Annotated in this window: 20 protein-coding genes; 12 read left to right on the top strand and 8 right to left on the bottom strand. The window is 71.2% G+C overall.

The features are described from left to right. Positions 1-542 precede the first annotated feature (542 nt). The 3 genes from ACQPZK_RS04095 (at position 543) to ACQPZK_RS04085 (ending at position 3,344) form a co-directional block, all read left to right on the top strand. On the top strand, positions 543-1,649 hold the full coding sequence (locus tag ACQPZK_RS04095; protein WP_433539105.1) for a S8 family serine peptidase: 1,107 nt from the start codon (positions 543-545) through the stop codon (positions 1,647-1,649). A 250-nt stretch (positions 1,650-1,899) separates the two neighbouring features. Further along, entirely contained in the window at positions 1,900-2,694 is a 795-nt protein-coding gene (locus ACQPZK_RS04090) for a Maf family protein (RefSeq protein WP_433537009.1), read from the top strand. Next, positions 2,691-3,344 (top strand): O-methyltransferase, encoded by a 654-nt coding sequence (locus ACQPZK_RS04085; protein ID WP_421474517.1) that lies wholly within the window; start codon positions 2,691-2,693, stop codon positions 3,342-3,344. Before ACQPZK_RS04090 ends, ACQPZK_RS04085 begins: the two co-directional genes overlap by 4 nt. A 134-nt stretch (positions 3,345-3,478) precedes the next feature. Here the strand turns inward: ACQPZK_RS04085 and ACQPZK_RS04080 are convergent, their stop codons facing one another. From ACQPZK_RS04080 to ACQPZK_RS04070, 3 genes are all read right to left on the bottom strand, one after another. After that, positions 3,479-4,234: an ABC transporter permease gene (locus ACQPZK_RS04080; protein ID WP_433537008.1), complete on the bottom strand. Its 756-nt coding sequence runs from the start codon at positions 4,232-4,234 to the stop codon at positions 3,479-3,481. 18 nt (positions 4,235-4,252) lie between these two features. Next, positions 4,253-5,212, bottom strand: a complete 960-nt coding sequence (locus tag ACQPZK_RS04075; RefSeq protein WP_433537007.1) for an ATP-binding cassette domain-containing protein — start codon at positions 5,210-5,212, stop codon at positions 4,253-4,255. A gap of 154 nt (positions 5,213-5,366) precedes the next feature. Beyond that, positions 5,367-5,978, bottom strand: a complete 612-nt coding sequence (locus ACQPZK_RS04070; protein ID WP_433539104.1) for a PadR family transcriptional regulator — start codon at positions 5,976-5,978, stop codon at positions 5,367-5,369. Positions 5,979-6,117: 139 nt separating this feature from the next. Here ACQPZK_RS04070 and ACQPZK_RS04065 point away from each other — a divergent pair, with 139 nt between their 5' ends. Then, a complete protein-coding gene (locus ACQPZK_RS04065; RefSeq protein ID WP_433537006.1) occupies positions 6,118-7,869 on the top strand; it encodes an acetyl/propionyl/methylcrotonyl-CoA carboxylase subunit alpha in 1,752 nt (583 codons plus the stop codon). A 104-nt stretch (positions 7,870-7,973) separates the two neighbouring features. Then, a complete protein-coding gene (locus tag ACQPZK_RS04060) occupies positions 7,974-9,413 on the top strand; it encodes a GuaB1 family IMP dehydrogenase-related protein (protein WP_433537005.1) in 1,440 nt (479 codons plus the stop codon). Between the two features lie 212 nt (positions 9,414-9,625). On the opposite strand, the gene ACQPZK_RS04055 is transcribed toward ACQPZK_RS04060, so the two are convergent. Then, positions 9,626-10,177 carry a TetR/AcrR family transcriptional regulator gene (locus ACQPZK_RS04055; protein ID WP_433537004.1) on the bottom strand — a complete coding sequence of 184 codons (552 nt, stop codon included), beginning with the start codon at positions 10,175-10,177 and terminating at the stop codon, positions 9,626-9,628. An 84-nt stretch (positions 10,178-10,261) separates the two neighbouring features. Between ACQPZK_RS04055 and ACQPZK_RS04050 the strand changes: the two genes are divergently transcribed. From ACQPZK_RS04050 to ACQPZK_RS04035, 4 genes are all read left to right on the top strand, one after another. Continuing rightward, complete coding sequence (locus ACQPZK_RS04050; RefSeq protein WP_433537003.1) at positions 10,262-10,708, top strand: DoxX family protein; 447 nt, start codon at positions 10,262-10,264, stop codon at positions 10,706-10,708. A 24-nt stretch (positions 10,709-10,732) separates the two neighbouring features. After that, positions 10,733-11,215: a MarR family winged helix-turn-helix transcriptional regulator gene (locus ACQPZK_RS04045; RefSeq protein WP_433537002.1), complete on the top strand. Its 483-nt coding sequence runs from the start codon at positions 10,733-10,735 to the stop codon at positions 11,213-11,215. Then, the gene (locus ACQPZK_RS04040; protein WP_433537001.1) at positions 11,209-12,942 is read left to right on the top strand and encodes an ABC transporter ATP-binding protein; all 1,734 of its coding nucleotides are present in this window, start codon (positions 11,209-11,211) and stop codon (positions 12,940-12,942) included. The genes ACQPZK_RS04045 and ACQPZK_RS04040 overlap by 7 nt, the downstream gene beginning before the upstream one ends. 185 nt (positions 12,943-13,127) lie before the next feature. Further along, positions 13,128-15,047 (top strand): ABC transporter ATP-binding protein, encoded by a 1,920-nt coding sequence (locus ACQPZK_RS04035; protein WP_433539103.1) that lies wholly within the window; start codon positions 13,128-13,130, stop codon positions 15,045-15,047. Positions 15,048-15,051: 4 nt separating this feature from the next. Here the strand turns inward: ACQPZK_RS04035 and thrS are convergent, their stop codons facing one another. After that, on the bottom strand, positions 15,052-16,266 hold the full coding sequence (thrS, locus tag ACQPZK_RS04030) for a threonine--tRNA ligase (protein ID WP_433537000.1): 1,215 nt from the start codon (positions 16,264-16,266) through the stop codon (positions 15,052-15,054). A 506-nt stretch (positions 16,267-16,772) separates the two neighbouring features. Here thrS and ACQPZK_RS04025 point away from each other — a divergent pair. Together ACQPZK_RS04025 and ACQPZK_RS04020 are read left to right on the top strand one after the other, a co-directional pair. Further along, positions 16,773-17,387, top strand: a complete 615-nt coding sequence (locus ACQPZK_RS04025; protein WP_433536999.1) for a DedA family protein — start codon at positions 16,773-16,775, stop codon at positions 17,385-17,387. 232 nt (positions 17,388-17,619) lie between these two features. After that, positions 17,620-18,246, top strand: a complete 627-nt coding sequence (locus ACQPZK_RS04020; RefSeq protein WP_433536998.1) for a DUF998 domain-containing protein — start codon at positions 17,620-17,622, stop codon at positions 18,244-18,246. Here ACQPZK_RS04020 and ACQPZK_RS04015 read toward each other — a convergent pair. Beyond that, the gene (locus ACQPZK_RS04015; protein ID WP_357130303.1) at positions 18,224-19,627 is read right to left on the bottom strand and encodes an NAD(P)H-quinone dehydrogenase; all 1,404 of its coding nucleotides are present in this window, start codon (positions 19,625-19,627) and stop codon (positions 18,224-18,226) included. The two genes, ACQPZK_RS04020 and ACQPZK_RS04015, sit on opposite strands and share 23 nt — an antisense overlap. Before the next feature lie 165 nt (positions 19,628-19,792). On the opposite strand from ACQPZK_RS04015, the gene ACQPZK_RS04010 reads away from it, so the two are divergent. After that, complete coding sequence (locus ACQPZK_RS04010) at positions 19,793-20,248, top strand: gamma-glutamylcyclotransferase (protein ID WP_433536997.1); 456 nt, start codon at positions 19,793-19,795, stop codon at positions 20,246-20,248. A 72-nt stretch (positions 20,249-20,320) separates the two neighbouring features. Here ACQPZK_RS04010 and ACQPZK_RS04005 read toward each other — a convergent pair whose 3' ends face one another. Next, positions 20,321-21,280 carry a GNAT family N-acetyltransferase gene (locus ACQPZK_RS04005; RefSeq protein ID WP_433536996.1) on the bottom strand — a complete coding sequence of 320 codons (960 nt, stop codon included), beginning with the start codon at positions 21,278-21,280 and terminating at the stop codon, positions 20,321-20,323. 63 nt (positions 21,281-21,343) lie between these two features. Then, positions 21,344-22,078: an SCO6745 family protein gene (locus ACQPZK_RS04000; protein ID WP_433536995.1), complete on the bottom strand. Its 735-nt coding sequence runs from the start codon at positions 22,076-22,078 to the stop codon at positions 21,344-21,346. Positions 22,079-22,099 lie beyond the last annotated feature (21 nt).

Here is a 22,099-nt window from a genome sequence, read left to right as displayed (position 1 = left end):
ATACCCATACCTCCTCCGCCACCAGGGCGAATAGTGTCACCACCAGGACTCGATCAAGGACCGACCCGCGCGGTAGATCGACTACGCGGCGGAGAGCCCAGTGTGAATCATTCGCGCCCCGGCGGGGGCCCTGGCCGCCCTGCACCCTCGGCTGGCGGCATTATCGGAGGAGCCCCAGGCATGGCACCCGCTTCACCCACCGCACCCCGGCGGGTTAATCCAGTCGGAGGAGTCATTGGTGGCGGTGCCGCCGGAACTTCCCCGACTGGCGCAGCGGGCACCCGTCCCAGCGGTGGACGCGGCTTGCACGGGAGCATTAGCAGTCCAATTGGCGGAGCGCCTCTACAGAACCACTCCGACCTATCGCATGGCCGGCCAGGGATGAGACAGGATCCTCGCCGGTGGGATCCCGATCACCCCTGGGAAACGGATAAAGGCGTGCCACCAGTGGTTCTTCCTCCCGAGGAGGAGGGGCCCATTGACCCTGGTCCCGCCATTGGGTTTGGCCGGTGATCTGGCCGCTTCGATTCGGCGCTCTTGGCATCACCTTAAGTCTGGCGCTATTTCCGGGTGGGCCCACGCGAATACCGCAAGATGCCGACCTTGTACGAGGCGACCAATGGCATCTGTCCTTCCTGCACATCTCCGAGGCTCACTTGGTGAGCCAAGGCTCTGGTGTGATCGTGGCAGTTCCGGACACGGGAGTCGACCCCCATCCTGACCTGCGCGGAAACCTGCTCGCAGGGACGGACGTAGTTCCCGGAGGAGGCGGCGATGGACGAAAGGATCAGGATAGCCATGGAACATCCATGGCAGGATTAATTGCCTGCCATGGAGCACCAGGAGGCCGCGGCGCGCTAGGAATCGCCCCAAAGGCCAAAATCCTGCCAATCTTCGACACCCCAAGCGGTGGCATCGGCGAAGCAGACGCGTTGGCGATCGGAATCGAGTTCGCTGTCGCCAACGGCGCGGACATTATCAGTATCTCTGCTGTTGCCGGAGCGAGTGTAAGACTTCAGCAAGCATTAGAAGCCGCTTTGGATGCCAACATCGTAGTCGTGGCCGCAGCAGGAAACTGGCCGCCAGACGCCGGCGTCCGTTACCCAGCGACTGAAGAGGGAGTGATTGCTGTTGGCGGCATCGACCGTGCTGGGCAGCACGCAGCTGTCTCGGTGACCGGTCCGGAAGTCGATGTAGTCGCACCTGCGGTAGATATCTACAGCACCAGTTATGGCGGGAAGTACTCGAAGGGCACGGGAACTTCGAGCGCCACGGCGATTGTGGCCGGGGCGGCGGCGTTGATCAGGTCGAAGTACCCCTACCTGCCGGCGCAGGAGGTGGCCCACCGGCTTACGGCAACGGCCGTCGACAAGGGTCCACCCGGTCGGGACGACGAGTACGGGTACGGCGTGATCGATCTTGTGGCGGCACTGACGGCAGACGTACCCCCGTTGGGGTTTGAATCAGTGAGCGCACCGGCCGGCGGCGGCCCGACCACGGCGGCCGATGGTCGCTCGGGCGAGAACGACAATTCGTCCGTTCGGGGCCTTGCCACCCTTGGGGCGATCGTTGCCATCGGCGTCGGGTGGGCGTTCGTGGCGCGTCGTCGGCGGCGCGGTGATGATCCGCCGCCCAGAATCAGTCGCTAGGCGGACTATTCGCCTCGATCGACTCGGGTTCCTTGAAATCGGGGGGTCTCGGGGCTTGGGATGGCCCGGTTTGCGGGAAGCCGAGTGGATCACGGCAGCGGGTGGCCTCGATCGACTTCATATCGGCGATGTGGGGGTGTTCCGGTGGGTTGATCGCGCGATATCGGCGATGTGGAGTGGATCAAGGACGCGGCGCGGCGCTGCGGGCTGGGGATGGGTGTCAGGCGGGTGGGCCGGTAACGTCGGGTTGGTGTCTGACACTCTGCCGCTTCGCCTTGTGCTGGCCTCTGCCAGTCCCGCTCGTCGAAAGTCGCTCCGGGCCGCCGGCATCGAGCCGGACGTGCTGGTCAGCGGGGTGGACGAATCCCTGGTGGTGACCGATCGGGCCGAGGATCTCTGCCTGGAGTTGGCTCGGCTCAAGGCCGAAGCGGTGCTCGCCCGGCTGAATCTCGCCACCACGCCGGACAGCCCGACCACCAGCCCGAGCACCGCAGGCACCAACACCAACACCAGCACCGCAGGCACCAGCACCAGCACCAGCACCGCAGGCACCAGCACCAACACCAACACCAACACCAACACCAACCAGCGGACGCTGGTCATCGGGTGTGACTCGGTGCTCGAGTTCGACGGGGAGATTCTTGGTAAGCCAGCCGATCCGGCGGACGCCACCCGTCGTTGGTTGCGGATGCGGGGGCGCAGCGGGGTCCTGCACAGCGGACACTGCCTGATCGACGGTGTCGCCGGGCGGCGGGCGGAGGCGGTCGCCTCGACGGTCGTCCACTTCGCCGACATCAGTGACGACGAGATCGCCGCCTACGTCGCCACGGGTGAGCCGCTGGCGGTGGCGGGCGCGTTCACCATCGACGGGTTGGGTGGGCCGTTCGTGGAGCGCATCGAGGGTGACCCGGGCACCGTGGTCGGGTTGTCGATGCCCCTGCTGCGTCGGCTCCTCGCCGAACTGGGTCTCCAGATCACCGACCTGTGGACGAAGGTCGCGCCGGGCGGCCAAACGGTCGAGCCGCTCGGTAACGTCCGTTCATGACCACGAAGTCGATTCCGCTCACCGACGAGTTGCACGCCTACCTGGTCGCGCACGGCGCGCCACCGGACGAGATCATTCGGGATCTGGCCGAGGAGACCCGGTCGGTGCTGCCGGAGCACGCCAGCATGCAGGTGGCGCCGGAGCAGGCGGCGTTCCTGACGTTCCTGACGCGGCTGCTCGACGTACGGCAGGCCGTCGAGGTCGGCACGTTCACCGGCCTGTCGGCGCTGGCCATCGCCCGGGGACTGCCCGAGGGCGGGCGGCTGACCTGCTTCGACATCTCTGAGGAGTACACCGGGATCGCCCGGCGTTACTGGGCCCGCGCCGGGGTGCAGGACCGCATCGAGCTGCGGATCGGCCCGGCCGGGGACACGTTGCGCGAGTTGCCGCAGGAGCGCCACCTGGACTTCGCGTTCATCGACGCCGACAAGACCGGCTACCCGGTCTACTGGGCCGAGCTGGTGCCGCGGATGCGGCCGGGCGGCGTGATCGCGGTCGACAATGTGCTGCGCGGTGGACGGGTGATCGCGCCGCAGGACGTCAACGACCGGGCCATCGCCGCGTTCAATGACGAGGTACTGGCCGACGTACGGGTCGACCCGGTGATGTTGCCCATCGCCGATGGACTCACCCTGGCCCGGGTGCGCTGACCGGCGACAGTCAACAGAGCACCGCCGACAACCGACAGAGCACCGCCGACAACCGACAGAGCACTGCCGAGAACCCCGAAGGATCGGGGTGCCCACCAAAAAGGGGCACCCCGATCGACGGTCAAGGGCGAACGTCAGCGGACGCTGCGGGCGAACTGGCGGGCGGCCCAGAAGACGCCCAGCGCGGCGAGTACCGCGGTGATGGTCAGACCCTGCCAGACCTTGTCGCTGCCCAGGTCACCGGCGAACAGCGCCCGGGTGCCGTCGACCGCCCAGGAGAACGGGTTCCAGTCGGCGATGCCCTGCAACCAGCCCGGTGCGAAGGTCAGCGGCAGCAGGATGCCGGAGAGCAGCAGCACCGGCTGCGCCACGGTGTTCATCAGGGGGGCCAGCGCGTCCTCGCTCTTGACCTTCAGCGCGACTCCGTAGGAGACGGCTGAGGTCATGAGCGCGATGAGGGCGAGCATCAGGTACGCCAGCAGCAGGTCACCGATGTAGACGCGCAGGTCGAACAGGAGCGCCAGCAGGGTGATGATGACGGCCTGCACGATGAGCGAGACCACGTCGCGCAGGGAGCGGCCGAGCAGCAGGGCGAGCCGGCTGATCGGGGTGACCCGGGAGCGTTCGATGACGCCGGCGCGCAGTTCGGCGATCAGGCCGAAGCCCTGGAAGAGGCCACCGAAGATGGCCAGCAGCACCAGCAGGCCGGGTACGAAGATCTTGTAGGCGGCGGCCTGGGTGGGCGCGTTCAGGGCTGGCTTGAGCAGGGGGGCGAAGAGCAGCAGGTACATCACCGGCTGGAAGACGCCGACGAAGACCCAGACCGGGTTGCGCAGCAGGAGCAGGATCTGCCGCTGGAAGATCAGCCACGTGTCGCGGGCGAATTTCATGAGTCGTCTCTCCGGGGGTCAGGACTCGCGCAGCGAGCGGCCGGTCTTGGTCAGGAAGACGTCGTCCAGGCTGGGCCGGTGCAGCTCGATCGAGCGCAGCTCGAGCCCGGCGTGGTCGAGTCGGCGCAGCACCTGGGGAATGGCGGTGGCGCCCTCGTCGACGTAGAGGCGCAGGCCGCCCTCGTCGGCGGTCTCCAGCTTGTTGACGTACGGCTCGCCGTCCAGCGCCTTCGCGGCCTGCGGGGTGGCGGCCACGTCGAGGCCGACGAGCACCACGTCGCCGGAGATCTCCCGCTTGAGCTCGGCCGGCGTGCCCTCGGCGACGACCTCGCCATTGTCCATGATCGCGATGCGGTCGCAGAGGGCGTCGGCCTCGTCGAGGTAGTGCGTGGTGATGAAGACGGTCATCCCGTCGCTGCGCAGCCGCCGGATCTCGTCCCACATGTGGGCGCGGCTCTGCGGGTCGAGGCCGGTGGTCGGCTCGTCCAGGAAGACGATCTTCGGCTCGTGGATGATGCCGAGTGCTATCTCGACCCGCCGGCGCTGACCGCCGGAGTACGTCTTGCACTTGCGGTCGGCGTACTCGGTGAGCTGGAAGGCCTCCAGTGCGCGGACGGCGCGCTGCTGCGCGTCGGCCTTGCCGATGCCGTACATCCGGGCGTGCAGGACCAGTTCCTCGCGGGCGGTCGACTCGTCCCAGGTGCTGCCGCCCTGCGGCACGTACCCGATCCGGCGGCGGACCTCCGCCGGGTCCTTGCGCAGGTCGGCCCCGGCGATGGTGGCCTCGCCGCCGTCGGGCTCGATCAGCGTGGCGAGCATCCGCAGCGTGGTGGTCTTGCCGGCGCCGTTCGGGCCGAGGAAGCCGAAGATCTCGCCCTCGGCGACCTCGAGGTTGACGCCACGCACGGCGTCCACCGTCTTCGTCTCTCGACCCGCGCGGGAGCGGAACGACTTCCGCAGCCCCCTGGTCTCGATCATTTCTGCTCCTGGTCGGTCGGGCCGGCCGCGCCGGCCGTCGAGTGTCGGTCGGGCCGGACGGGGCCGGCCGTCGAGTGGGACGACGCCGGACGGCGCACTCCCCCGCTGTGCCGACAGCAGGCTAACGCGATATAACGTTTCTAGTCAACGTTGATTATTTCGCGTCCGAGTCGGACGGCTCCCCACCCTCCCGGTAGGCCGCCCAGCCCGCGGTCTTCTCCAGCTCAGCAGGCAGGTACGACACACCGGACTCGATCCGTTCCGCGATCTGCTCGCACCAGCCCAGTTCGGCCTCCGCCCGCACGACCCACAGTTCGAACATCCAACCGACGTGCACCGGCTTGCTGTTACGGATCCAGTCGGATTCCAACGAGGCACGCATCGAGGCGACGCTGGCGCGGAGCAGGTTGGCCCGGTTCCGCAGCGCCGCCGCCGCCTCGGAGCGGGGCAGCGCCGGCAGGAAGCCGAACGCGGCGGAGAACGGGTCCAGCGGCTCGGACAGGCCCCACCAGAAGCCGCGCAGCAACGTCTGGAACTCGTCCTCGCCCACCGGGGTCACCTCGTACGTCGTCCGCGCCGGACGGGCACCGACCTGCTCGGTGGCGACGGCCCTGATCAGGCCCTCCTCGGTGAGCTTGCGCAGGGCGTGGTAGATCGAGCCGGGCTGCACGTTCGCCCACTTGTCGGCGCCCCAGCTCAGCAGCTCACGGCGCACGTCGTAGCCGTGCACGGGCTGCATCCACCGCACCAGGCCAAGGATCATCATCCGAGTCGCAGACACCAGACAAGCGTAATAGCCAAGTTTGACTAAACCAGTGCCCCATCCCACACTGAGCGATCGTTAGGGGCGGCCCGGGGTGGCCGATACACTCCCCGTCAGTAACCTGCCGGGAGGAGCCACGAAGGTGCGCAAGGTACTGATCGCCAACCGCGGCGAGATCGCCGTCCGGGTCATCCGCGCCTGTCGTGACGCCGGCCTGGGCAGCGTCGCCGTGTACGCGGACTCCGACCGCGACGCCCTGCACGCCACGCTCGCGGACGAGGCGTACGCGCTCGGCGGGGACAGCGCGACCGACACGTACCTGCGCATCGACAAGCTGCTCGACGTCGCCGCCCGGGCGGGCGCCGACGCGGTGCACCCGGGCTACGGCTTCCTGTCCGAGAACGCCGACTTCGCCCAGGCCGTTCTCGACGCCGGGCTGACCTGGATCGGTCCCACCCCCCAGGCGATCCGCGACCTGGGCGACAAGGTGACCGCCCGGCACATCGCCCAGCGCGCCGGCGCGCCGCTCGTCCCCGGCACCCCGGACCCGGTGGGCAGCCCGGACGAGGTGATGGCGTTCGCCGTCGACCACGGCCTGCCGGTCGCCATCAAGGCCGCCTTCGGTGGTGGCGGTCGCGGCCTCAAGGTCGCCCGCACCATGGAGGAGATCCCCCAGCTCTTCGAGTCGGCCACCCGCGAGGCCGTGGCGGCGTTCGGTCGCGGCGAGTGCTTCGTCGAGCGCTACCTGGACCAGCCCCGCCACGTCGAGGCGCAGGTCCTCGCCGACCAGCACGGCAACGTGATCGTGGTGGGCACCCGGGACTGCTCGTTGCAGCGCCGACACCAGAAGCTCGTCGAGGAGGCCCCCGCGCCGTTCCTCACCGACGCCCAGCGCGCACAGATCCACGACAGCGCCAAGGCGATCTGCCGCGAGGCCGGCTACCACGGTGCCGGCACCGTCGAGTACCTGGTGGGCAGGGACGGCACGATCTCCTTCCTGGAGGTCAACACGCGACTCCAGGTCGAGCACCCGGTCACCGAGGAGACCGCCGGCATCGACCTGGTCCGCGAGCAGTTCCGGATCGCCGACGGCGAGAAGCTGCGGATCACCGAGGACCCGACGCCGCGCGGGCACGCCATCGAGTTCCGGATCAACGGCGAGGACCCGGGCCGCAACTTCCTCCCCGCCCCCGGCACGGTCACGGCGCTGCGCCTGCCCAGCGGCCCGGGCGTGCGGGTCGACACCGGCATCTCGGCCGGCGACGTGATCGGCGGCAACTTCGACTCGCTGCTCGCCAAGGTGATCATCGTGGGCGAGACGCGTACCGAGGCACTGGAGCGGGCCCGCCGCGCCCTCGACGAGATGGTCGTCGACGGCATGGCCACCGCGCTGCCGTTCCACCGGCTCGTCGTGCGGGACGAGGCGTTCACCGCCGAGCCCTTCACCGTGCACACCCGGTGGATCGAGACCGAGTTCCACAACACCGTGCCGCCGTTCGTCGCCGCCGCCGGCGCCGCCGAGGCACCGGCCGAACGCGACACCGTCGTGGTCGAGGTCGGCGGCAAGCGCATCGAGGTCAGCCTCCCCGCCGGCTTCGGCGGGAGTACGACCACAGCCTCACAGGCCTCCCGCAAGCCGACCCGGCGCGGGGGCGGTGCCAAGGCCGGCGTACCGGTCGGCGGCGACGCGCTCACCTCCCCGATGCAGGGCACCATCGTCAAGATCGCGGTCGCCGACGGCGACACGGTGGCCGAGGGCGACCTGGTGGTGGTGCTCGAGGCGATGAAGATGGAGCAGCCGCTGCACGCCCACAAGGCGGGTACGGTCAGCGGGCTCGCCGCAAAGGTCGGTGCCGTGATCACGGCCGGCGCACCCATCTGCACCATCTCCTGACCCGTACACCGACAGGGCGGTTTCGTCCGCGCGGGCGGCCTCGGTGAGGGTGGTTTGCCGCACCGAGTTGGGCGCGGCTGGCCGCGGGCGGGAATGATGGCCGGGTGCGGTTTCTCTCCGGCGCGGCCCCCGCGCACGACCTGACCTACACCGACGTCTTCATGGCGCCGGCCCGCTCCGACCTCGGCTCCCGCCTCGACGTGGACCTGTCGACCGGCGACGGCACGGGCACCACCATCCCGCTGGTGGTGTCGAACATGACGGCAGTGGCCGGCCGGCGGATGGCCGAGACGGTGGCCCGGCGGGGGGCCATCGCCGTGATCCCGCAGGACATCCCGATCGAGGTCGTGGCGAACGTCGTCGCCTGGGTCAAGCAGCGGCACCTCGTCTACGACACGCCCATCACCCTGGGCCCGACCGAGACCGTCGGCGACGCGATCCACCTGCTGCCGAAGCGGTCGCACGGCGCGGTGATCGTGGTCGACGAGGCCGGCCGACCGATGGGCGTCGTCACCGAGGCGGACACCATGGGCGTGGACCGCTTCGCCCAACTGCGCCACGTCATGTCGACCGAGCTGCACACGGTGCCGGCGGACGCGGATCCGCGTACGGGGTTCGACCGGCTCTCCGCCGGGCGGCGTCGGCTCGCCCCGGTGGTGGACGCCGACGGTCGGCTGGTCGGGGTCCTCACCCGGCAGGGCGCGCTGCGGGCCACCCTCTACACGCCCGCTGTGGACGACCGGGGTCGGTTGCGCATCGCGGCGGCGGTCGGCATCAACGGCGACGTCACCGGCAAGGCCGCCGCGCTGCTCGAAGCCGGGGTGGACACCCTCGTCGTGGACACCGCGCACGGCCACCAGGCACGCATGATCTCGGCGTTGCAGGCCGTCCGCAAGCTGGACCCGGGCGTACCGGTGGCCGCCGGCAACGTGGTCACCGCCGAGGGCGTACGCGACCTGGTCGAGGCCGGCGCGGACATCATCAAGGTCGGCGTCGGCCCGGGCGCGATGTGCACCACCCGGATGATGACCGGCGTGGGCCGGCCGCAGTTCTCCGCCGTCCTCGACTGCTCGACGGCCGCCCGTGAGCTGGGCCGGCACGTCTGGGCCGACGGCGGCGTACGCCACCCCCGGGACGTGGCGCTCGCGCTCGCCGCCGGCGCGTCGAACGTGATGGTCGGCTCCTGGTTCGCCGGCACCTACGAATCCCCCGGCGACCTCTACACCGAGCCGGACGGACGGCGGTACAAGGAGAGTTTCGGAATGGCCTCGGCCCGCGCGGTCAGCGCCCGCACCGCCGACGACAGCCCGTACGACCGGGCTCGCAAGGCGGTGTTCGAGGAGGGCATCTCCTCGGCCCGCATGTACCTGGACCCGGCCCGGCCCGGCGTCGAGGACCTGATCGACGAGATCATCGCCGGGGTACGCAGCGCCTTCACCTACGCCGGCGCCCGCAACCTGACGCAGTTCCACGAGCGGGCGATCGTCGGAGTCCAGAGCGCAGCCGGCTACACCGAAGGAATGCCCCTCCCCACCAGCTGGTGACGCCCCACCCACCCCCACCGGCCCGCACTCCCGCCTCCCGCCTCCCGCGCTCCCGCCCGCGTTGATCATGAAGTTATTGCCGCCTGCATCGGCGCGTCATGGCAATAACTTCATGATCAACCGGGGCAGGGGCGGGTGGGGCCCGGCCTGGATGGAAGGCGCGGGGCAGGGCGGGGCCCGGCCCGGCCTGGGCGGGGCGGGGCGGGCGGGGGTTAGGCGGTTAGGCGGCTCAGGACTTTTCGGGCTGCCTTGCGGGGGTCTTCGCCTACCCGGTCCGGGAGGGCGCCGGCCAGCCAGAGGGTGGCGAAGCCGTGGGCGATCGACCAGGCGGCGAGCGAGTCCCGGCCGGTGTCCGCGGCGGCGCCACGGGCGGCCACCCCGGAGCGGAGCGCCGCTCCGGCGCGCTCGCGTGCGGCAGCCAGCTCGGGGTCGTCGGCCCGGTGCAGCTCGGGCCGGAACATCACCTCGAAGTACGCGCGATGGGCCACGGCGAAGTCCACGTACGCGACGCCGGCCTCCAGCAGGTCGTCGCCGGCGGCGACCAGCGCCTGAGCCAACCGGTCGAAGCCCTGGGTGGCGAGGGCGGTGAGCAGGCCCGCCTTGTCGCCGAAGTGGTGCGCGGGCGCGGCGTGCGAGACACCGGCCCGGCGAGCCAGGTCACGCAGACTTAGCGCGGTGGGTCCGACCTCCTCGATCGCCTCCAGCGCCGCGTCGAGGAGGGCGCGGCGGAGGTCGCCGTGGTGGTACGCACGCGTCTCGGTCATGCCCGAATCCTAATCTTGCCATTGACAAGATGCCATCGGCGGCCGCAATCTTGTCAGCGACAAGTTCCCGCGAGGAGGATTCCGATGGCACCCCTGATCGCCCTGATCGTCGGCAGCGCGCTGGCCCGACTGGCCGGCCTGGCCGGCGTGTCCGCACTCGACGGCTGGCATCCCGCCCTGCGGGTGGGCCTGGCCCTGATGTTCGTGCTGACCGGCATCGCGCACTTCGTCGGCCAACGTCGAGCCGACCTGATCGCGATGGTTCCGCCCCGACTACCCCGGCCGGATCTGCTGGTGACGCTCACCGGCGTACTGGAGCTGACCGGCGCGGTCGGGTTGCTGATTCCGGCCACCGCCCGCCTCGCCGCAGCCGGCCTCGGCCTGCTCATGCTCGCGATGTTCCCGGCGAACGTCTCGGCCGCACGCCGAGGGCTGCTCCTCGCCGGACGCCCGGTCACCCCACTGGGTCAGCGCACGATCCTGCAACTCGTGTTCGTCGCCACCGCTGCGGCAATTTCGTTTGGCCCCTGACTATCAGGGAGCTAATGTGCTCTCGTGGAACTCGTCACCCTCCAGGATGTGCCGCTCGGCCGGCTGCTGGTCGTGGCCGGGCACCTCGTCGGGCAGCGGTGGAACCGCTACCTCGCCGAGGAGCACGGCCTCACCCAGGCCGGCATGATCACCCTGATGACGCTCGCCCGGCACGGCGAGCTGCCCCACCGCCAGGTCGCCGAGAAGGGCTTCGTCCGCCCGGCAACCCTGACCGGCATCGTCGACACGCTCGAACGCGACGGCCTGGTCGAGCGCCAGCGCGACGACAGCGACCGGCGCAGCATCCGACTTGCCATCACCCCCGCCGGTCGGGAGCGGGTGGCCGCTCTCGGCGCTCTCATGCACTCCGGACGCCCGCTCACCTCGGTCGACGCCGACCCGGCCAAGGCCCAGGTGATCCGGGAGTTCCTACTCGAAGTCATCGGCAGCGGCCACGACCCGCGGATGACCGGACGACCCACCGACGCGGAGGACCCGTCGTGCTGATCCGACTGTTGCGCGGCCAGCTGAGCCCGTACTCCAGACCGTTGCTGGCGGTGGTGCTGCTCCAGTTCGTGGGCACCATGGCCTCGCTCTACCTGCCCAGCCTCAACGCCGACATCATCGACAAGGGCGTGGCCCGGGGCGACACCGGCTACATCGTGCACACCGGCGGCTGGATGCTGCTGGTCAGCCTGATCCAGATCATCTGCTCGATCGCGGCCGTCTACCTGGGCGCGCAGGTCGCCATGGGCTTCGGCCGGGACGTCCGCGCCCGACTGTTCTCGCACGTCAACCGCTTTTCGGCCCGCGAGGTCGCCCGATTCGGGGCACCGTCGCTGATCACCCGCAACACCAACGACGTCCAACAGGTACAGATGCTCGTGCTGATGAGCTGCACCATGCTGGTCGCCGCACCGATCATGAGCGTCGGTGGAGTGGTCATGGCGCTTCGCGAGGACATCGGGCTCTCCTGGTTGATGCTGGTCAGCGTGCCGGTGCTGGCCGTCGCGCTGAGCGCGATCATCCGCCGGATGGTGCCGGGCTTCCGGCTGATGCAGACCCGGATCGACACGGTCAACCGGGTGCTGCGCGAGCAGATCACCGGCATCCGGGTGGTCCGCGCGTTCGTCCGTGAGCCGTACGAGACGGAGCGCTTCGGCGTCGCCAACGCCGACCTGACCGCCACCGCCCTGCGTACCGGACGGTTGTTGGCGTTGATCTTCCCGGTGGTCATGCTGGTGCTCAACGTGTCCAGCGTGGCGGTGCTCTGGTTCGGCGCGCAGCGGGTCGACTCCGGCGCGATCCAGATCGGCGCGCTCACCGCGTTCCTGGCGTACCTGATGCAGATCCTGATGGCCGTCATGATGGCCACCTTCATGCTGATGATGGTGCCCCGGGCTGCCGTCTGCGCCGAACGCATCGTCGAGGTGCTGGACACCGACTCCTCGGTGGTCCCCGCCGCCACGCCGGTCACCGAGCTGCCCAGCCGGGCCGAGTTGGAGCTGCGCGGAGTCCGGTTCCAGTATCCGGGCGCCGTCGAGCCGGTGCTGCGGGACATCTCCTTCCGCGCCACCCCCGGCACCACGACGGCGATCATCGGCAGCACCGGCGCCGGCAAGACGACCCTGCTGTCGCTCATCCCCCGGCTGGTCGACGTCACTGACGGCGCGGTGCTGGTCGACGGCGTCGACGTACGGGAGCTGGAACCCGACGAGCTGTGGCGACGCATCGGGTTGGTGCCGCAGCGGCCGTACCTGTTCACCGGCACGGTCGCCAGCAACCTGCGCTACGGCAACCCGGACGCCACGGACGAGGAGCTGTGGGCGGCGTTGGAGATCGCCCAGGCCCGGGACTTCGTGGCCCAGATGCCCGGAGGGCTGGACGCGCCGATCGCCCAGGGCGGCAGCACCGTGTCCGGCGGGCAGCGGCAACGCCTGGCCATCGCCCGGGCGCTGGTCCGGCAGCCGGAGATCTACCTGTTCGACGACTCGTTCTCCGCGCTGGACCTCGGCACCGACGCCCGGCTCCGGGCGGCGCTGCGGCCGGTCACCGCGCAGTCGGCGGTGGTGATCGTCGCCCAGCGGGTGTCCACGATCGTCGACGCCGACCAGATCATCGTGCTCGAGAACGGAGGGGTCGTCGGAGTGGGACGACACGAGGAGCTGTTGGAGACCTGCCCGACGTACGCCGAGATCGTGGCTTCCCAGCAGACGGCGGAGGTGGCGGCATGAGCGAGCGTGACGAGTCGCGGACCGCGGCCGTACCCAGTCAGAAGCCGGCCGGCGACCCGCGGACGCCGGCCGACGAGGCGGGCCAGCCCGGCGGCGCCGCGCAGCAGCCCGGCGGGGACGGGCAGACGCCGAAGCGGCTGCCGGCGGGCCGGCCGGGCGGCGGCCCGCCCTGGATGAGCGCGGGGATGCCCGCCGAGAAGTCGATGAACTTCGGGCCGTCGGCCCGGCGGTTGCTCGGCCGGCTGCGCCCGCACCGCCTGCACCTGAGCGCGATCATCACGCTCGCCGTGGTGAGCGTCGGTTTCAGCGTCGCCGGCCCGAAGATCCTGGGCCACGCCACCGACATCATCTTCAGCGGCGTGATCGGTCGGCAGCTGGAGCCGGGCACCACCGTCGACCAGGCCGTCGCCGGGGCGCGGGCCGGCGGCAACGAGAGCTTCGCCGACATGCTGGCCCGGATGGACGTCGTGCCCGGGGTGGGCATCGACTTCGACGCGCTGGCCCGGGTGCTGCTGTTGGCGCTCGGGCTCTACCTGGCGTCGAGCGTGCTGTCGTGGTGGCAGGGCTGGCTGCTCAACGGGGTGGTCCAGCGCACGGTGCTGCGGCTGCGCGCCGAGGTGGAGGAGAAGCTCAACCGGCTGCCACTGCCCTACTTCGACCGGCAGCCCCGCGGTGAGCTGCTCAGCCGGGTCACCAACGACATCGACAACATCTCCACCAGCCTCCAGCAGACCCTCAGTCAGCTGCTCACCTCGCTGCTGACCGTGGTCGGCGTACTCGGCGTGATGTTCTGGATCTCGCCGCTGCTGGCCCTGGTGGCACTCGTCGCGGTGCCGCTGTCGGTGCTGGTCACCCAGCGCATCGCCAAGCGCTCGCAGAAGCAGTTCATCGCGCAGTGGACGCACACCGGCGCGTTGAACGGTCAGATCGAGGAGGCGTACACCGGGCACGAGCTGGTGAAGGTGTTCGGCCGGCAGCGTGAGGTGGAGGCCGCCTTCCACGCCAAGAACGAGGAACTGTTCCGGGCGAGCTTCGGCGCGCAGTTCATCTCCGGGATCATCATGCCGTCGATGATGTTCATCGGGAACCTGAGCTACGTGGCGATCGCCGTGGTCGGCGGCCTGCGGGTGGCCTCCGGGGCGATGAGCCTCGGTGACGTGCAGGCGTTCATCCAGTACTCCCGCCAGTTCACCCAGCCGCTCACCCAGCTCGCCTCGATGGCCAACCTGCTCCAGTCCGGGGTGGCCTCGGCCGAACGGGTCTTCGCCGTGCTCGACGCCGACGAGCAGAGCCCCGACCCGGCCCAGCCGGCCCGGATCGCCGATCCGCACGGCCGCGTCGAGTTCGCGCACGTCTCCTTCCGGTACGCGCCGGACAAGCCCCTGATCGACGACCTGTCGCTGGTCGCCGAGCCGGGGCACACGGTCGCGATCGTCGGCCCGACCGGCGCGGGCAAGACCACCCTGGTCAACCTGATCATGCGCTTCTACGAGCTGGACGCCGGCCGGATCACGCTCGACGGGGTGGACATCACCACGATGCGCCGCGACGACCTGCGTGGACGGATCGGCATGGTGCTCCAGGACACCTGGCTGTTCGGCGGCACCATCCGGGACAACATCGCGTACGGCCGGCCCGACGCCACCGAGGAGGAGATCGTGGCGGCGGCCCGGGCCACCTTCGTGGACCGGTTCGTGCGCAGCCTGCCGGACGGCTACGACACCGTCATCGACGAGGAGGGCAGCAACGTCAGCGCGGGCGAGAAGCAGCTGATCACCATCGCTCGGGCGTTCCTCGCCGAACCGTCCCTGCTCATCCTCGACGAGGCCACCAGCTCGGTGGACACCCGTACCGAGGTGCTGCTCCAGCGGGCCATGGCGGCGCTGCGTTCGGATCGGACGAGCTTCGTCATCGCGCACCGGCTCTCCACCATCCGGGACGCCGACCTGATCCTGATGATGGAGGACGGCCGCATCGTCGAGCAGGGCACCCACGAGCAGTTGCTCGCCGCCCACGGCGCGTACCACCGGCTGTACCGCTCCCAGTTCACCGGCGCGGTGGTCGACGAGGAGCCGGCCACCGCCGCTCAACCGGCGTCGGTCTAGCGTGTCAGCCCGGGAGCAGATCCGCCGAGCGGGCGGCGACCTGCCCGCCGATCAGGGCGAGCGCGGCGGCGGCCGGCATCGGGGCCAGGGCACGACCGTCGCGCAGCCGGAGGGCGAGCCCGCCGTCGGCGGCCTCCCGGGCACCCAGCACCCCGAGGTACGGGACGCGGCGGCGGGCCGCGTCCCGGACCCGGGCACCCAGCGAACCGGCGGCGTCGACCTCGACCCGCAGCCCGGCGTCAACGGCCCGACGGGCCAGGTCGGCCGCCGCGTCGACCTGCCCGTCGTCGACCGGCAGCAGCACCAACTGGACGGGCGCGTACCAGGCCGGGAACGCGCCCTCGTGCGCCTCGATGAGGTACGCGAACAGCCGTTCCATGCTGCCCACCAGGCTGCGGTGCAGCATCACCGGCCGACGCCGGCTGCCGTCCGAGTCGGTGTACGACAGGTCGAACCGCTCCGGCTTGTCGAAGTCCACCTGGATGGTGGAGATGGTCGACTCCCGGCCCGCCGCGTCGACGATCTGGATGTCGATCTTCGGGCCGTAGAACGCGGCCTCGCCCGGAGCCTCCACGTACTCCGCCCCGGCCAGCGCGCCGCGCAGCAGGTCCTCGGCGCGGGCCCACTGCGCGTCGTCGCCGACGTACCTCTCGCCCGGCCCGCGCAGCGACAGCCGGAACCCGGCCGGGCGGACGCCGAGCGCGGCGTGCGCCTCCCGGATCAGCCCGAGGATCTCGGCGACCTCCGCGCCGACCTGCTCGGGAGCGCAGAAGGTGTGCGCGTCGTTGAGGGAGATGGCCCGTACCCGGGACAGCCCGCCGAGCACCCCCGAGCGCTCCGCGCGGTACATCCCACCCAGCTCCGCGACGCGCAGCGGCAGCTCCCGGTAGGAGCGACCCCGGGCGCGGAACACCAACGCGTGGTGCGGGCAGAGCGCCGGCCGGAGCACGAACTCGTCGTCCGCGCTGAGCCGCAGCGGCGGGAACATGTCGTCGGCGAAGTAGCCGAGATGGCCGGAGAGTTCGAAGAGTTCCCGCTTGCCCAGCGGCGGCGAGTAGACGTGCTGGTGGCCGGAGCGGCGCTCCAACTCCCGGACGTACTCCTCGACGGCGTGCCGGGCGGCGGCGCCCGCCGGCAACCAGATGGGCAGGCCGGCGCCGGCCAGCGGATCGGAGACGAACAGGTCCAGCTCGCGGCCGAGCCTACGGTGGTCGATCATGTCGGGCTCCTGGATCGGGTACGACCCGGAGGCGACCTGGACACCGAACGCCGAGCGGCCCTCGGGGGCGGATCGCCCCGGGGCCTGGTCGACGGTGGTTACGTCAGCGCGGCACGCCGGGGATTCCCGGCGTCGTCGTCATCACCACCGCGCTGCGCATGCCGCGACGCTACCCGTCGGGCGGTCGGGGACGCACCCGGATTTGCGGCGGCGGGAAGAGAGGCGGGCCGCCGGCGCGGGACCCGCCGGCGGCCCTGGGCGGCCCGCGTCGTCAGGAACGGGGGACCCGACGTGCTGGGCCGCGCCGACCACGGTACGCCGACGGACGCCCATCCGGCGACCGCCTCGGGCCGGGCTGGGACCGTCACCAGCGAGGGCCTGCCTCGTTGGGACAGGGTGGCCCTGTGGTGTCGGCCGTCACGACGCCCCGGGCCCGTCCACGGTGACGCCGGCCATGCCGTCAGGCTCAAGACACCCAATCGGCCGCATCCGGCGAGGTGGCAGGCGTGCCCGAACTACTGACTGACGTCGCATCGCCGACGTGGGCTTACCTGGTGCTGCTCGGGCTCCTCATCGCGGACGCCTTCGTACCGGTCATCCCCACCCAGATCGTCATGATCACCAGTGGCGCGTTGACCGTGTACGGCGGCCTCAGCCTGCCGGTCACCATCGCCGTGGGCGCGCTCGGCGTGTTCGCCGGCGACCTCGCCTGCTACCTGCTCGGCCGCCTCGCCCCGGACCGGCGGGCACCCCGGCACGCCGAGCTCAGCCGCGCCCGCCGCGTCGCCAGCCGTGTCACCCAGGGCCTTCGACAACCCGGCCCGCTGGTCATCCTGCTCTGCCGGTTCGTGCCCGGCGGACGGATGGCGGCCTGCTTCTCGGCCGGCCGCAGCCGCTACCCGTACCGGCTGTTCGCGCTCTACGAGATGATCGCCGCGCTGGGCTGGGCAACCTACGGCGCACTGATCGGGCACCTGGGCGGCACCGCGCTCACCGAGTCGGCCTGGCGGCTCGCCATCATCGCCGCCGCCGCGGCGGCCGGTTTCGCCGCGGCCGGATGGGCGATGACCCTGGTCAGCGCCCGCCACGCCCGTACGGCCGCCGAAGTGCCCGTGGACTGAGAGTGGAGCTCTCCGCGATCTTGCACTTTCGGTGGCGACAACTGTGGTGAATGGCCTCATAACGGCAACCGAAAGTGCAAGATCGCGGGGGCGAGGGCGAGGGCGAGGGCGGGGGCGAGGGCGAGGGCGAGGGCGGGGGCGAGGGCGGACCGGCCTCTAGGGGTGGGTTTTGGGGGCCGGGTCGGTGGGCTTCCCGGATCTGGCTGGGGTGTCCACGGCGACAGGCTGAGGCATGCCTGGAACCCGGAGCACCGGCCTGCTGGCCCTCGGCGGGATCGCCGTGGCGGCGATTCTCACCGTGATCGGCCACCTGGAAGTCAACGACGACCTCAACCCGTGGGCGCTGACCATCAGCGACTTCGCCGTCTCCGACCGGGGCGGCGTGATCGACGTCGCCATGGTGGTGCTGGCGCTCGCCACCGCGGCACTGATGTACGGGCTACGCCGACCCGGCACGCCGCTCGGACGGGCGGTGGACCTGCTGCTCGGCGCCTGGGTGGTGGGACTGCTGCTGGCCGCCGTGGTGCCGACGAACGAGCCCGGCACCGCCATGCACACGTCCGCCTACGTGCACCGGTACGCGTCGGTGGTGGCCTTCCTGGCCCTCCCGATCGGCGGTTGGCTGCTCGCGCGACGCCCCGACCTGACGCCCGTTGCCCGGACGCTGCGCCTGCTCGTCGTGCTGAGCCTGGGTCTGGCGGCGGGGATGGTCTGGTCCGCCTACCCCGGCGACCGCCTGCTGATCGGCCTGGCCGAACGGCTGCTGATCCTCACCGAGGTAGCGGTCCTGGCGACGGTCGCGGTGACCCAGGCCCGGCGCGCACGAGGTCGGGTGCTCACTCCAGCTCGTGAAGCATGAGCTGGCGGGCCGACTCGGTGATGGATCCGGACAGGCTCGGGTAGATGGTGATCGTCTGGGCCAGCTCGTTGACCGTTAGATTGTTCTCCACGGCCATCGTGATGGGCAGGATGAGCTCGCTGGCCTTCGGGGCGACCACCACGCCGCCGATCACCTGGCCGCTGGCCGGCCGGCAGAACAACTTCACGAAACCGTCGGAGAGGTCGTCCATCTTGGCGCGAGCGTTGCCGGACAGCGGCAGCATCACCTGCCGGGCCGGCACCTTGCCCGCGTCGACCTCGTCCTGCGAGACGCCGACGGTGGCCAGCTCCGGGTCGGTGAAGACGTTCGCGGCGACGGTCCGCAGCCGCAGCGGGCGGACGGCCTCACCGAGGGCGTGCCACATGGCGATCCGACCCTGCATGGCGGCGACGCTCGCCAGCAGCAGCACGCCGGTGCAGTCGCCGGCGGCGTAGATGCCGGGCACGTTCGTGCGGGAGACCCGGTCGACCGTGACGTAACCGCCCCGGCCCAGCTCCACGCCGTACTCGGCCAGGCCCAGGTCGGCGGTGTTCGGGATCGAACCGACCGCGATGAGGGCGTGCGAGCCGGTGACCCTGCGCCCGTCGGACAGCTCCACCTCGACCCCGTCGGCGGTACGCCGCACCGCGTCGGCCCGGGAGTTGTTGAGGATGTTCATGCCCCGGTTGCGGAACACCCGCTCGATTGCCGACGCCGCGTCCGCGTCCTCGTGGGGCATCACCCGGTCGCGGCTGGAGACGAGGGTGACCTCCACCCCCATCGCGAGGTACGCGCTGGCGAACTCGGCGCCGGTCACGCCCGAGCCGACCACGATCAGGTGCTCCGGCAGCTCCGACAGGTCGTACACCTGACGCCAGGTCAGGATGCGCTCGCCGTCGGGTACGGCGGTGGGCAGCTGCCGGGGCGTCGAGCCGGTGGCCACCAGCACGGTGGACGCGTCGATCGGATACTCCTCGCCACCGTCGGCGGGCGTGACGATGACCCGGTGGGTGTGCCCGAGCGCGTCCTCGCCGAGGCGGGCGGTGCCGGCCACGAAGGTGACACCCGCCTTGAGCAGCTTGGCGTGGATGTCGGCGGACTGCGCCAGCGCGAGCCGCTTCACCCGCGCGTGCACGGCCTGCGCGTCGACGGTCACCGCTTCCAGGCCGTCCGAGTGCACCCCGAACTCCTCGGTGTCCCGATAGCCGGTGACCACCTGGGAGCTGGCGATGAAGGTCTTCGACGGCACGCAGTCGGAGAGCACGCAGGCCCCGCCCGCGCCGTCGGCCTCGACCACGGTGACATCGGCGTCCAGTTGGGCGGCGACCAGTGCCGCCTCGTACCCGGCCGGCCCACCGCCGATGATCACGATCCGGCTCACAGAGCCATCCTTTCGCTCGCGACTGCGGGGCTCCGCTGCGCTGCACTCCTCGCGCTCACCACGTTCGCCCTTCTTTGATGCTCACAGTGACTTTCTTCTCCCGAGCGCATCCGACACGCACAGTCGTATTCTCCCCCACCCACCCGCCGGGCTATCGTCATCGCCGTGGGTCATCACGCCGCCTACGGCTCAAACCTCGATCCGTCCCGGATGCGGGCCTACTGCCCGCACTCGCCGATGGTCGGCACCGGCTGGCTGGAAGGGTGGCGGCTGACCTTCGCCGGGGAGGACGTGATCGGCTGGGAGGGCGCGGTGAGCACCGTCGTCGAGTCCCCCGGCGACCGGGTGTTCGTGGCGATCTACGACATCCACCCGTACGACGCGGCCCAGCTCGACGAGATCGAGGGCGTGACCGCCGGCACCTACCGCAAACTGCACGTACGGGTCTCCACCCTCGACGGCGACGTCACGGCGTGGATCTACGTGTTCGACGGGTACGAGGGCGGCCTGCCGACGTCGTGGTACCTGTCCGAGATCGCGAACGCCGCCGAGAAGGCGGGCGCGCCCGACGACTACGTCAGCGAGCTGCGGTCCCGTCCCACCGGCACCGCGTCTCCCTAGCGCGTATCCCACGCCCCCAGTCTGCAACCGTCGCCGCCCCGGACGCCCGCCGGGCCCGGTCGGGGTCGTCAATCACACACCGGCGGCGGGAACGACCCGCTCGTACATGTCGGTCCACCCGGTCTCCCGCAGGCCCACCGAGCCGTAGAGCGACAGCGGTGCGGTCGGATTGGTGAGGTCCACGCCGAGGCCGGCGAACTGCCGGCCCTTGTCGGCGTAGCGGGCGAACGCGCGGCGCAGCAACGCCGCACCGACACCCCTGCGACGGTACGCGGGCAGCACCGACAGACTCTTCACCCAGCCCTCCTGCCGGTCGAGCGCCTGGTCCGAGGACTGCAACGCGCCGGCGAGCACCCCGTCCACCTCGGCGACGAACCACTCGTCCCAGGCGGTCACGTCACCGATGCGGGCCCGCCACCTGCCGTACGACAGCGGCTCGTGGTCCGGGGTGTCGCCGAAGGCGGCGTCGTGGATCCGGTGGAACTCCCGCAGCTCGGCCTCGTCGTCGGAGCGGACCGGCCGCACCGTGACACCGGTCGGAGTGGCGGGCTCGGCGGGCAGGTCGGCCAACGGGCGGCGCATCCGCACGTACCGCTTGGCCAGGGCGAACCCGGCGGCCCGCAGGTCCCGGTCCCAGTCGCGTTCCGGGGCGAACACCGCGCAGCGGACGGTGAGCGCCGGCAGTCGCCGCTCCGCGGCGCGCTCGGCGACCCGGTCGAGCTGGCGGGCCAGCAGCGGCGCACGGAGGGTGGCGCCCCGCTCGGGGTCGACGTAGACCTCCACGAACTCCCGGCCGACCCCGGTCGGATTGTCCACCGTCGCCCAGGCGACGACGGCGCCGTCCGGGTCGACCGCCAGCCAGGAGTCCCGGCTCGGGTCGAAGTAGGGGGCGGTCAGGGCCTCCTCGACGTCCTCGGCGTCGAAGTCGGGGTGGCCGATGGCGAAGGTGTCGGCGGCGTGCACCACCGCGAGGATCGCCGGTACGTCGTCGAGGGTGGGCCGGCGCGCGGTCCAGCCGGCGGGAAGGGTCACGGCAGGAGATCCTGGCAGCCGACGGCCGGGAGCGCCGCCCATTTTCCGCCGGCGCGGAACCGTTCAGGCGAGGCCGGTGCGGGTGTGGTGCAGCAACTCCACCAGCTCGGCGCCGTCGGCGGGACCGAGCGCCGCGAACGCCGGCGCGGCCAACCGGTTGGTCACCGCCTCCGCCCACAGCCGCCGACGCACCAACGGCCCGACCGCGGGGTACGGCGGCGGCCAGCCGCACGCCACCGCGCCGGCCTCACCCTCCGGCCCGGCCAGCACCGCCTCCAGCGGCGTCATGCCGGCAGCCCGTACCGCCAGCAGGTAGGCGCCCGTGAAGTGTTCCCGCAGCAGTCGCAGCCCGGCGGCGCTCCGAGCGCCGGGAGAGCGATCCGGCAGCGGCATGGCCCGCCACGCGGCGAAGAGCGGCATACCGCTGGTGTCGGCGGCGGCGACCGCCCGTTCGACGAGGTCGGCCAGGCGCTCGGTCCCCGGCAGCGCGCCCAGCATCTCCGTCCCCCACCGGCAGCACTCGGCGAGGCTCGCGGCGGCCACCTCGACCGGCGGCAGGACCCGGGCGGCGGCGTCCCAGCCGTCGGCGACGGCGTCCGGCGCGACGAAGCCGATCGCCGCGGCGGCTGTCTCCGCGCGTACGTCGCCGAGCGCGCCGGCCCGACCGCTGATGTAGAAGGCCCAGCCGGAGATGCCGAGCAGCCGAGCCCGACGCAGCGTGCTCGGACACCTGCTGAACCCGTCGCCGAGGTCGAGGACGGCGGGTTTGCTGGCAGCGGCGAGCTGCTCCGGCGTCATCCGGACGCCCCCCGCGCGCGC

Source organism: Micromonospora sp. CA-249363 (assembly GCF_050950185.1).
Classification (GTDB): Bacteria; Actinomycetota; Actinomycetes; order Mycobacteriales; family Micromonosporaceae; genus Micromonospora.
The sequence above is the reverse complement of the archived record's forward strand: the minus strand, read 5'-3'. Positions and strand labels throughout refer to the sequence as shown.